This is a genomic window from Sphingorhabdus sp. (assembly GCF_029865925.1).
Classification (GTDB): domain Bacteria; phylum Pseudomonadota; class Alphaproteobacteria; order Sphingomonadales; family Sphingomonadaceae; genus Sphingorhabdus_B.
Map to the genome: position 1 here is coordinate 17392 of NZ_JARXAI010000006.1, position 12081 is coordinate 29472.

The 12081-nt window shown below is 56.3% G+C and carries 12 protein-coding genes; 10 read left to right on the forward strand and 2 right to left on the reverse strand.

The window, feature by feature from the left end; all coding sequences use genetic code 11:
- The first annotated feature begins 9 nt into the window (after positions 1-9).
- The gene (gene grxD / locus QE270_RS00570; RefSeq protein WP_300033785.1) at positions 10-336 is read left to right on the forward strand and encodes a Grx4 family monothiol glutaredoxin; all 327 of its coding nucleotides are present in this window, start codon (positions 10-12) and stop codon (positions 334-336) included.
- On the opposite strand, the gene QE270_RS00575 is transcribed toward grxD, so the two are convergent.
- Positions 337-1596, reverse strand: coding sequence for an MFS transporter (locus QE270_RS00575; protein WP_300033787.1), 1260 nt, complete (start codon positions 1594-1596; stop codon positions 337-339).
- On the opposite strand from QE270_RS00575, the gene QE270_RS00580 reads away from it, so the two are divergent.
- From QE270_RS00580 to QE270_RS00620, 9 genes are all read left to right on the forward strand, one after another.
- The gene (locus QE270_RS00580; protein WP_300033789.1) at positions 1550-2734 is read left to right on the forward strand and encodes a putative sulfate exporter family transporter; all 1185 of its coding nucleotides are present in this window, start codon (positions 1550-1552) and stop codon (positions 2732-2734) included. The genes QE270_RS00575 and QE270_RS00580 overlap by 47 nt on opposite strands.
- Positions 2731-4242, forward strand: coding sequence for a glycerol-3-phosphate dehydrogenase (locus QE270_RS00585; protein ID WP_300033791.1), 1512 nt, complete (start codon positions 2731-2733; stop codon positions 4240-4242). Before QE270_RS00580 ends, QE270_RS00585 begins: the two co-directional genes overlap by 4 nt.
- A 205-nt stretch (positions 4243-4447) precedes the next feature.
- Positions 4448-4861: an SUF system Fe-S cluster assembly regulator gene (locus QE270_RS00590; RefSeq protein ID WP_300033793.1), complete on the forward strand. Its 414-nt coding sequence runs from the start codon at positions 4448-4450 to the stop codon at positions 4859-4861.
- Positions 4858-6339, forward strand: a complete 1482-nt coding sequence (gene sufB / locus QE270_RS00595) for a Fe-S cluster assembly protein SufB (protein ID WP_300033796.1) — start codon at positions 4858-4860, stop codon at positions 6337-6339. Before QE270_RS00590 ends, sufB begins: the two co-directional genes overlap by 4 nt.
- Before the next feature lie 50 nt (positions 6340-6389).
- Entirely contained in the window at positions 6390-7133 is a 744-nt protein-coding gene (sufC, locus tag QE270_RS00600) for a Fe-S cluster assembly ATPase SufC (protein WP_300033798.1), read from the forward strand.
- The gene (locus tag QE270_RS00605; protein ID WP_300033800.1) at positions 7130-7858 is read left to right on the forward strand and encodes a SufD family Fe-S cluster assembly protein; all 729 of its coding nucleotides are present in this window, start codon (positions 7130-7132) and stop codon (positions 7856-7858) included. Before sufC ends, QE270_RS00605 begins: the two co-directional genes overlap by 4 nt.
- A complete protein-coding gene (locus tag QE270_RS00610; protein WP_366142244.1) occupies positions 7855-9045 on the forward strand; it encodes a cysteine desulfurase in 1191 nt (396 codons plus the stop codon). Before QE270_RS00605 ends, QE270_RS00610 begins: the two co-directional genes overlap by 4 nt.
- The gene (locus QE270_RS00615; protein WP_300033802.1) at positions 9042-9497 is read left to right on the forward strand and encodes an SUF system Fe-S cluster assembly protein; all 456 of its coding nucleotides are present in this window, start codon (positions 9042-9044) and stop codon (positions 9495-9497) included. The genes QE270_RS00610 and QE270_RS00615 overlap by 4 nt, the downstream gene beginning before the upstream one ends.
- A complete protein-coding gene (locus QE270_RS00620; RefSeq protein WP_300033804.1) occupies positions 9494-9850 on the forward strand; it encodes an iron-sulfur cluster assembly accessory protein in 357 nt (118 codons plus the stop codon). The genes QE270_RS00615 and QE270_RS00620 overlap by 4 nt, the downstream gene beginning before the upstream one ends.
- On the opposite strand, the gene QE270_RS00625 is transcribed toward QE270_RS00620, so the two are convergent.
- A partial coding sequence (locus tag QE270_RS00625; RefSeq protein WP_300033806.1) for a S8 family peptidase occupies positions 9847-12081 on the reverse strand: 2235 nt, incomplete at its 5' end. The two genes, QE270_RS00620 and QE270_RS00625, sit on opposite strands and share 4 nt — an antisense overlap.

Genomic DNA, 12081 nt, shown 5'->3' on the forward strand with positions numbered 1-12081 from the left:
GTATTATACATGAGTGTTAACGAACGGATCGAAGAGATCGTCAAAGGCAATAATGTCGTCCTGTTTATGAAGGGCAGTCCGTTATTTCCGCAGTGCGGCTTCTCCAGCAAGGCGATCGCCATTCTCGACCATCTGAATGTCGCTTATGAAAGCGTAGATGTGTTGCAAGACATGGAAATCCGCGCTGGCATCAAGGATTATAGCGACTGGCCAACCATCCCGCAGCTTTACGTCAAAGGCGAATTTCTGGGCGGCTCAGACATCATGATGGAAATGTACGACGCGGGCGAACTGCAGGAATTGGTTGAAACCGAAGGCTTGGCAAAGGCCAGCTAATCAATCTGTATCATTTACGACAATCAGCCTTGGCTGCATTATTTGGATCCATAGCAAAGCCAGCAAATACGCGCTGGCGCAGATGGCAAACATAGGCGCGTAGCCAAGGCCCGACTCTAACGACCAGCCGGCAAATTCAAGCATGGCTGCGCCGCTGAGATTGCCAGCCAAGGCTCCAATTGCAATGACGCTGCCGACCTGACGCGCAGGTACGATATCTGCTGCCATACCAAAGATATTGGTCGAGAAACCCTGATGCGCGAATAAGGCGAGACCAATAATAAGCGCCGCTAACCATTCATTGGGTGCTTGCAGTGCCAGTGGAATTGGCAGGATCAGCAAGGCGTAAAAAAACATTGAGCTCTTGCGCGCCGCATTCGCAGTCATGCCCTTACCCAAAAGGATCGGGAACAAGATACCGCTTGTCACTGCGCCAACGGCAGCCAATGCATATACGATAGCGGTCGGTGCGCCAATTTCGGCCTGCCCGAGCCCAAATTGCCGCGCAAAAAAATCCGGCGCCCAGAAAAGAATAAACCACCAGACGAGATCGGTGAGCAGCTTTGCCCCTGCGACCGCCCAAGTGCGGCGCTCCTTCAACAGTTCGCTCCAGCGCGCCCCCGTAACCGCTGGATTTCCCGCGGTCGGTGCGGCCGCACCCAATGGCTGAAGCTTTGCTGTCCCAAGCCACCAGAAAACCAGCCAAACGAAACCTAACGCTCCTGTTATGATGAACGCTTCACGCCAGCCGTACGTGATGGCAATCCACGGCACCGTGAGTGGAGCCAAGATCGCGCCAATGTTTGAGGCACTGTTAATGACACCAATGCCTATCGATCGTTCGCGAATGGGCAGATAGGTGGCGGCCGATTTCATGGCCGCTGGCGTGTTTACAGATTCGGCAACAGCCAGCGTGACCCGTGCCGCAACGAACTGCCCGACACTGCTTGCGAATGCATGCCCCATTCCCGCCAAGCTCCAGATGGCGACGGCCAAGCCATAGCCCCAACGGACACCGAAGCGGTCGATAAACCAGCCAACTCCCAAAAGCGCGACTGCAGTAGCGATCTGGAACGCTGATCCGAAATGTCCAAATTCGCGATCCGTCCAACCAAACTCCATTTGAAGCGTCGGTTTGAGCAACGCCAGCACTTGCCGATCAAGATAATTGAGCGCCGTACCAAAGAACAAAAGCGCGATCAGACCATAACGGATGAACCGCATTGCATTGTCTGAACTGGTCATCTTGGTTTCGGCCATTGAATCCACTCCCACGCCCTGCTTTATGCTGGAACTCCCCACACATGTGCCTATAGATGGCTATATGACACCGCAAGACATACACGCGAATTACATCGCTGACCTCTATGGCGAAACCTATCTTGCCGATGATAATCCGCCACTGCGCAAGCGGTTGGTGCTCGGTGCGCTGTTTCCTGGCTTTGCGGTAGTAGCGATCGCTTCGGTCGCAGCAACCTGGTTTTCCGAACATTACGGAATGCCAGTCATTTTGGCGGGTTTGCTGCTGGGGTTAGCCCTCAATTTTGTTTCAGCCGAGCAAAAGGTACATCCCGGACTCGATTTCTGCGGTACTGTTTGCCTGCGCTGGGGCATCGTCCTTTTGGGTACGCAAGTCACCGCAATGCAAATTGGCGGTCTTGGCGCGTTGGCCTTTTTGGGGCTGATTGGTATTATGTCATTGGTGATGGGCGCCGGGTTGTTGGGCGCTCGCTTAAGCGGACAAACCAATTACGCTGGTTGGCTAGCAGGCGGCGCAACGGCGATCTGTGGGGCGTCGGCAGCATTGGCCATTTACGCCGTCATAGGCCGCGAACGCCTGAACCAATCGCAGTTTACGCTCACCTTGGTGGGCGTTGCTCTGGCAAGCGCAGTTGCGATGTCTTTCTACCCGATCATTGCGGCGCAACTCGCTTTCACGGATAAGCAAGCCGGCTTCCTGATGGGAGCGGCCGTACATGACGTAGCTCAGGCACTTGGCGGCGGTTATAGCTTCTCGCAATCAGCGGGTGAAACCGCAACCATCGTCAAATTGTCGCGCGTAGCTTTGCTCGCACCCGCTGTAACGCTTATCGGGCTTGCTATCGGGTCCAGCGACGGTCGGCCCCGAAGCCTTGCGTCGCGGTTGAAGCTGCCTTGGTTCATTCTCGCATTCTTTGCCACCGTCGCGATCAACTCTGCCGTGGCGGCACCAGCGTGGGTGGCGCAATATGGCCTGATCGCCTCTAAGGCTATGTTATTATTTGCTGTTACGGCCACTGCGATGCGGTCTCGACTTGATTTGCTGCTGAGTCAGGGTACGAAGGCGCTGTTTCCCGTCATACTGGCCACATTAACGGCCTTTGTGGCGTCAGCAGCATTCGCATGGGCATTTTTATGAGCGAACAGATTTATGAACTGGCGGTAATTGGCGGCGGTATTAACGGCGCCGGTATTGCACGTGACGCCGCTGGCAGGGGCGCGCACGTTATCCTGCTTGAGCGCGGAGACCTTGCGCGGGGCACTTCATCGGCATCGACGAAACTTATCCATGGCGGGCTTCGCTATCTTGAGCATTATGAATTTGCACTGGTGCGGGAATCGTTGATTGAGCGCGAGCGGCTTTGGGCCATTGCGCCTCATGTTATCTGGCCGCTTCGGTTCATCCTGCCGCATCAAAAAGGTATTCGTCCTGCGTGGCTCGTGCGCCTTGGTCTGTTCCTTTACGACCACATTGGTGGCCGCAAGCTGCTGCCGGCAACGCGCACCGTCAATTTGAAAAACGCGCCAGCAGGCAAGCCACTGCGTCCAGAATTTGTGAAGGCGTTTGAATATTCGGACTGCTGGGTGGACGATGCACGGCTCGTCGTTCTGAATGCGATGGATGCCGTCGAGCACGGTGCGGACATCCGCACCTTGTCCGAAGTAACCCATCTGGAACGGCGCGATGGGCTTTGGCATATAGAAATTGCCGGACAAGCACCCGTACTGGCCCGCGCGGTCGCGAACGCAGCAGGACCGGCGGTGCTGGACTTGCTCGCGCGCACGACAGGGCATGATCGCAAAACCGGCGAAACCATCCGTCTGGTGAGAGGATCGCACATCGTTGTGCGCAAGATGTTTGATACGCCGCAGGCTTATTTCTGCCAAAATCCCGATGGTCGCATTTTCTTCGCCATCCCTTATGAGGATGATTTCACCCTAATTGGTACCACTGATGCCGACCATAAAGGTTCGCTCGACGACATTCACGCCACGCCAGAGGAAATCGATTATATCTGCCAATCGGCGGGGGCGTATTTCAGGCAGCCTATAACTGCCGCTGACGTCATTTATAGCTTTGCTGGCGTCAGGCCCTTGGTCGATGACGGCTCTGGCAAACCCGAAACTGCCTCACGCGGTTATCATTTCGAACTGGATGTTGGTGCAGGTGACACCGCCCCGATATTGTCCGTCTTTGGTGGCAAAATCACCACATACCGCCACCTGGCAGAGAGCGCGGTGGATAAACTTGCGGCGCATTTACCTGTCCTAAAAGGTCAAAGTTGGACACTGCGTGCGCCACTGCCCGGGGGAGATTTTCCAATAAATGGCGCGGCAAACCTCGCAACCACACTTGAGCGCGATTTCGGGTTTTTAGCGCCATCACTCGTGCACCGCTGGGTGCGCAGCTATGGGACCAGAACACGAACGATATTATCAAATGCCACATTGCTTTCGGATTTGGGCACGGACTTCGGACATGATTTATATGCGGCCGAGGTTGACTATTTGATCGATCATGAATGGGCGAAATCCGCAGACGATATTTTATGGCGCCGCAGCAAGCTCGGCCTGCGCTTCTCTATTGCCGCAACGCAAAAGCTTGAAAAATATGTGAAAGTGAGACTGCAGCGCCGCCACACCTAGGCGGAAGGCGTTCTTCTGCAACCCGGCCCACTTCAAGTATACCCGAGAATTTACGCACTGCGCATTCATCCTGTGGCGAAAGCTGCCGTCAATGGCATAACAAAGGCAGCTTCCGCGATATTGAATCCTTTATGGCTTGATTTAAGCAACCAAAAGGACCATCTGCCCCTAATCGGAGTGAATTTATCTGATTAGGATACGCAAGATGCGTTTGTCGAATATGGCCGATTATGCAGTGGTGATCATGAGCGCAGCTTCGCGCCATTGCGGCTCTGCGCGCGTATCGGCAACCGACCTTGCCGCCGAAACCGGTGTGGCCCTGCCCACCGCACAAAAGCTTGTCAGCATTCTTACGAAGGCCGGCCTGCTGCGTTCGGCGCGCGGTACAGGCGGTGGAATCATGCTTGCCCGTCCCGCTGCGGCTATTAGCGTCGCCGACATTATTGAGGCGGTCGAAGGTCCAATTGCCCTGACGATATGCTGCGATGCCCACAAGCAATCTTTGGGGCAGCATTGCGTAAAAGAAGGCAATTGTAGCGTTCAAGCGCACTGGCCAGTCGTAAACACTGCGGTGCGCGGCGCGCTGGCACAAATCAATTTGGCGGGATTAACGCGATGAGCGATGAGTTGGATATGAGAGATAAGGCCGCGTGGGACGCCGCTGAAAAGGTCGCCGATTACGAGCATGGCTGGTCATCGGACATTGAAACCGACTTCGCGCCCAAGGGGCTGACCGAAGATACCGTTCGCTTCATTTCAGCCAAGAAAAACGAGCCTGAATGGATGCTCGAATGGCGGTTGAAGGCGTTTGCATTGTGGAAAACGATGACGCCGCCCGATTGGGCGAAGCTCAACGTGCCGCCCATCGATTATCAAGACGCTTATTATTACGCCGAGCCTAAGGCGAAGCCAAAGCTTGGTTCGCTGGATGAGGTCGATCCTGAAATCCTGCGCATATATGAAAAGCTGGGCATCCCGATTGCCGAGCAAGAAGTGCTCGCTGGCGTCGAGGGCGCGCGGCGCGTGGCTGTGGACGCCGTGTTCGACAGCGTTTCGGTCGCCACCACCTTCCGCGCAGAACTGGAACGCGCTGGCGTCATTTTCCGCAGCATTTCGGAGGCAATTAAGGAATATCCGGAACTGGTGAAGAAATGGCTCGGCAAGATTGTGCCGATGCACGACAATTATTTCGCCACGCTCAACTGCGCGGTCTTCTCCGACGGGACATTTGTCTATATCCCCGAAGGCGTGCGATGCCCGATGGAGCTTTCCACCTATTTCCGCATCAATGCCGAGAATACCGGCCAGTTTGAACGCACGCTGATTATCGCTGATAAGGGCAGCTATGTTAGCTATCTCGAAGGCTGCACCGCGCCGATGCGTGACGAAAACCAATTGCACGCCGCTGTTGTCGAACTCGTTGCGCTCGATGATGCCGAAATCAAATATTCGACCGTGCAAAACTGGTACCCCGGCGATGCCGAAGGCAAAGGTGGCATCTATAACTTTGTCACCAAGCGTGCGCTTTGTCAGGGCCGGAACAGCAAGGTGAGCTGGACTCAAGTCGAAACGGGCAGCGCGGTGACGTGGAAATATCCAAGCTGCGTCCTCAACGGCGAAAACAGCGTCGGAGAGTTTTACTCGGTTGCCGTCACCAACAATTATCAGCAAGCCGACACCGGAACCAAGATGATCCACAATGGCAAGGGCAGCCGCTCGACCATCGTCAGCAAGGGTATCAGCGCGGGACACAGCAACAACACCTATCGCGGCCTTGTCCGCGTCGCACCCAATGCCGAAGGGGTGCGCAACTTCACCCAATGCGATTCCTTGTTGCTTGGGTCCTTAAGCGGTGCCCACACTGTGCCCTATATCGAAGTGCGCAACCCAAGTGCGCAGATTGAACATGAGGCAACGACCAGCAAGATCAGCGACGACCAAATGTTCTACGCGATGGCCCGTGGCCTGAACGCCGAAGAAGCTGTCGCATTGATCGTCAACGGCTTTGCCAAGGAAGTGCTGCAGCAACTGCCGATGGAGTTCGCGGTTGAGGCGCAGAAATTGTTAGGCATTTCGCTCGAAGGGTCCGTCGGATGAACCCTTTATCCCGCGACGTCCGCACACAGTCTTTACGGAATTAATTGATCATGCTCCAAATAACGAACCTCCACGCCAATGTTGGCGACAAGCCTATTCTCAAGGGCCTCACCCTCTCGCTGAAAGCGGGCGAAATCCATGCGATTATGGGGCCCAATGGCGCTGGAAAATCGACGCTGGGATATGTGCTGTCTGGTCGGCCCGGCTATGAAGTAACCGAGGGTTCAGTGACCTTCAACGGGAACGACCTCCTCGACCTCGAACCGCATGAGCGCGCCGCCGCTGGCCTATTCCTGGGTTTTCAATATCCAGTCGAAATACCGGGCGTGTCAAACGTCCAGTTCCTGCGCGAGGCATTGAATGCGCAGCGCAAGAACCGTGGTGAGGCACCTTTATCCGGCGCAGAATTCTTGAAGGTTGCACGCGAGCAAGCGGGTGCACTTGGCATGGATATGGACATGCTCAAGCGTCCGGTAAATGTCGGCTTTTCAGGCGGTGAGAAGAAGCGCAACGAGATGGTGCAAATGGGTATCATCAACCCCGCACTCGCGATTCTTGATGAGACCGACAGCGGCCTCGACATTGACGCGCTTCGGACCGTTGGCGACGGCATCAACCGCATCATGCGCAAACCCGGCAAGGCCGTGCTGCTAATCACCCATTATCAGCGGCTACTTGATTATGTGAAGCCCGACTTCGTACACGTCCTTGCCGATGGCCGCATCACGCGGACCGGCGGCGCTGAATTGGCTCTGGAGTTAGAGCGTGACGGGTATAAGGAATTGGCGGCTTGAATCGGTCTGCGCCCACGCGGCACGACGAGGCATGGCGCTACAGCGACATTTCCGCTGTGGAGGCCGCGTGGCCATTGGCTGCGCCTGAAAGCATCATCGTGCCTGCAGGCGGCAACTTCGCGCGCACAATCTTGCAGGACACCGGATCCATCCACCAACTTGATATTGCCATTGGCAAAGGCGCAACCACCGCAATCCATGTGCTCAACATCGGCGGCGATTATGGCCGCGTTGAATTGAATGTTACGTTGCATGAGGGCGCGGATTTCAAACTGGGCGCAGTGCAAATTGGCGGTAGCACCCAAAATCTCGAGATCATTACCACTGTCACCCACGCCGAACCCAAAGCAACCTCGTCGCAGATCGTGCGCTCGGTCCTCGCTGGCACCGCGACCGGAACCTATCTGGGCAAGGTCGCTGTCGCGCGCGATGCGCAGCTGACCGACTCTGTGCAGTCGGTGAAGGCCATGCTGCTTGACCGCAGCGCGACCGCCAACGCCAAACCCGAGCTCGAAATTTACGCCGACGACGTCAAATGTGCGCATGGCTGCGCGATTGGTGAATTGGATGCGATGGGGCTGTTCTATTTGCAAGCACGGGGCATCGCGCCTGCGGATGCAAAGAAGCTTATGTTGCAAGCCTTTGTCGCTGGCGTTTTTGAAGGCGCTGCGGATGAGGAGATGCTTACTGACGCCGCGTTGAAGAAATTGGGCGAATTGGTGTGAACGGGATCAAAAACCAGTTTCCAGGTTTAGCCAACAACTGGCATTATCTCGACACCGCTGCGACGGCGCAAAAGCCGCAGGTCGTGCTCGATGCGATGATGCGGGCTGGCGGAGTGGATTACGCAACCGTGCATCGCGGTGTGTATGCGCGGTCGGCGAATATGACTGTGGCATTCGAGGCGGCGCGGGATCGCGTGGCCCGCTTCATGGGTGCAGCTTCGTCCAATGAAATCGTTTTCGTGCGTGGTGCCACCGAGGGCATTAATTTGGTTGCGCAAAGCTGGGGCACAGCGAACGTAAAGGCGGGCGACCGCATCATGCTGAGCCAGTTGGAGCATCACAGCAATATCGTGCCTTGGCAAATGCTCGCCGAAAAGGTTGGCGCGCACATTGATGTGTGCCCGCTAACAGACGATGGGCAAATCGACCTCGACTGGCTACAGGCGCATTTGACGCCAGCGCATAAAATGGTCGCGTTGGCGCATGTCTCAAACGTGCTTGGATCAGTGCTCGACGCCAGGCGTGTAGCAGATGCCGCGCATGCGGTTGGTGCAAAATTCTTGCTCGACGGCTGTCAGGCGGCACCACGGATGCATTTGGATATGGCTGACCTCGCGTGCGATTTCTACGTAATGTCCGGACATAAATTATACGGCCCGACGGGTATTGGCGTGCTGTGGGCGCATGCCGATACGCTTGACGCGATGCCTCCATATCAAGGGGGGGGCGCAATGATTGATCGCGTGACGTTTGAAAAAACGACTTATGCCCCTGCGCCTTCGCGGTTTGAGGCAGGTACGCCGATGATTATTGAGGTCATCGGTCTGCATGCCGCAATCAACTTCATCGACAGCTTTGGCCCAGACGCGATTTTCGCACATGAAAGCGCGCTTGCCGCGCAGGCGCGGGACGCCTTGCGTTCGATTAACGCGATCACTTTATACGGTCCTGAGCAATCGGCGGGGATTGTCTCCTTCTCGATGAAGGGCGTGCATCCGCATGACATCGGCACGATATTGGACGAAGAAGATGTAGCCATTCGCGCTGGCCACCATTGCGCGCAGCCACTGATGGACCATTTGGGCGTGCCCGCCACTGCGCGGGCAAGCTTTGGAATTTACAATGATGAGGATGATGTCGCGGCGCTAGTGCGCGGCCTCGAACGGGTGAAGAGGATTTTTGGATGAACGAGAACATCCGCATAGAAGAAGTCGATAGCGTAGAAAAACCGCCGAAAGCGCGGGTAGAGAGCGCACCGGAAACCTTCGAACGCAAGAAGGACTACCTGGAGGGCTTCCTTGCGCAGAAGCCGGCCACACCTGCGCCAAGCGAGCCTGATGGCGATTTGTACGAGGCGGTAATCGCAGCGCTGAAGGAAATCTATGATCCGGAAATTCCGGTGAATATTTACGACCTTGGCCTGATTTACAATGTCGAAATCAATGATGGCCATGCTGTCGTTTCTATGACGTTGACCACGCCGAATTGCCCGGTCGCAGAATCGATGCCGGGCGAAGTTGAAATGCGCGTTGGCGCAGTCCCTGGCATTGGCGATGCCGAAGTGAACCTCGTCTGGGAGCCCGCATGGAGCCCAGCCAATATGACTGATGAAGCCCGTTTGGAGCTTGGAATGCTATGACCGATGTTAAAACACGCGTACGCCCTGCAGCCGTTGTTCTGACGCCTGCCTCCGAAGCGCGGATTGCGGAACTAATGTCAAAGGCACCCGAAGGCGCGATTGGCGTAAAGCTTTCCACCCCGCGCCGTGGCTGCTCGGGGCTCGCTTACTCGGTCGATTATGTAACTGCGGCAGTGGCGTTCGACGAGAAGATCGAGACGCCCGGCGGCGTGCTATACATCGACGGCGGTTCGGTACTTTATCTCGTCGGCTCAATCATGGATTGGGTCGAGGATGAATTTGCCGCTGGCTTTGTGTTTACGAACCCGAATGCCACCGGAAGCTGTGGCTGCGGCGAGAGCTTTACGGTTTAGAAATCGAATTGCAGCCGGAAGGCAACGCCCACATCATCTGGCGCAGCGTCGAAATGGCCCGGCTCTTTCCGCCAGAACAGGTTTGACGAGAAATAACCGCCGTACATTGGCACGCCCCATACAAGCTCGCTAGCGATCTCCTGCCCCTTTGGTGCAAGTGAAAACTGGCGGACGCCGAATGTTGTGCCAAGCGTTGCATAATCATAAGCAACAGGCACGTTAAGTGCGAGCCCGCCGCGCGTGACGCGCAAGGGTTGCGCAATCCGGAACGCTAGACGGTCATTGCTCGCCAAGATATTACTGCCCGAAACATCCATTGAGAAGGCGTTGCTATGCAGCACGCTTTGGCCTGTCAACGATCCGCCCGCATTGGCATAGGTCCAACCCTGCCGCCAGCTTGCGCTAAGCGACCAGGAACCGACCAGTTTAGCATCACCCCTGCCATCGACAAACACGCTGCGCGCGCCATTATGGCCGATGAAGTTGGCGAACCGAGCGCCCAGAATGGTCTCGTCTTCACGTATCCAATTTGCACCTACAGCAAATTTGGCTGGGCCAATCAGGCGATCTACGCCAAGCCCAACTGACGCATAAGGGTAGCGTTTTTGCGTGGTGCGGAAAAACACGGCGACGCCGCGGTCAAACATATGTGTCGCGCCGGTTTCGACATTCCCTGTCAGGCCGAAGCTACCAAGCTGATGGCGCATCGCGAAAGATTGATCCGGCGTCCGTTCGAGCCCACCCTCCATGCGTGCATCCGTCGCGTTCAGGAAGGCGCCGCCAGACATGCCTTGCAAGGCCGCAACCTGTCCAGCGGCTGCTTGGCGAATGCCAAGGCTAAACCGCGTATCGCGCGCGATGGTGGCACTGATGCGGCCGGCCAATATACGCGCCTGGTTCTGCTGCCCATGGGACAGAGCCAGCGGCGCAAGCTCGGCACTGCCGCCATTGCGCGCGCTAATCGAGAAGGCGAGTTCAGTTGCTCCCCGCGACAGGCTGACCGAACGTCCTTGATCGACCAAAGCAGGCGTAAGTCGCAGGCGCGGGGCGCTTGTGTGTATGCCTTCAGCAATGTTGATATCATAGGCGCGGCCATAGCTGTCGAGCACCACCGCATGTAAAGGCCTATTGGACAAAGCAACATCCCCCATAGGTACCGACGTCGTGCCACCATTTCCACTGAGCGGAACTGCCATATTGGTGCCTGCGAGCGACGTCGTTCCGGCGGGCGCAAAGGCGCGCCCAATATCCAATACGCCACGTCCGTAAATCGCATCGGTGCCGGCAGCACCTTTATCACGCGCTGACGACAACAGTAGACTTACAATCTGTGCCCCCGTGAGACTGGGGAAGGCTTGCGCGAGTAGGGTCGCCGCTCCGGAAATCTGTGCCGCGGAGAAAGACGTGCCATTGAAAGTCCGGACAAAAGTCTGACCATTTTCGACGAAACGATAGATCGTGTCGTTCCGATATTCGCAGCAAATACCTTGCCCCAATGCGGACAACACTGAATTTTGCGAAGCACCCGCCTTGTTACTGAAGTTGGATATGACATCATTGTCATCGACGGATGTCGAAATGATAACGAGCCCGTTTCCACTACCCAATAGGGCCTGCGCAAAGGGGCTTGGGTTGTTCGGGTCAAATGCGGGCGCAGCGGCACTGGCCTCATTACCAGCAGATACAACGACAACGATGCCGGCCAAGGTCGCGCGATTTATCGCAGCACGTAGTGTTGTACTCGCACCGCCCACACCGCCGAGTGAAATGTTTATAACACGCGCGCCATTGTCGACCGCCCGGTTGACCCCTGCTGCAATGGAGGTGTCAAAAAAGGAACATGAAGCCGCATCTTTGTCGGGGGCTGCCGTGGTACAGCTTCCCGCCTGATCCGCCCGAAGCGCTAATATTGTCGCATTGTAGGCGAGGCCATGTACATCGCGATCATCTTTGGCGGCTGCAATGACTCGCGTCACCTCTGTGCCATGGCCGTCGTCATCGCCAAGTGACCTGCCCGCAACCGTCACGTCGCCCGACTGTGCATGAATGCGGCCAGTGAACTCGTGGCTATTAGGATCAATGCCTGAATCGATCACACCAACGGTTACGCCTCGCCCGGTAGCGCCCGCCTGATAAGCAGTGATCGCACGGTGAAAGCTCGGCCCATCTGACCGGAGATATTCTGTTGTTGTGAAATTCGTCGACGGCGGGGGAGCGACCACAACGGGCGG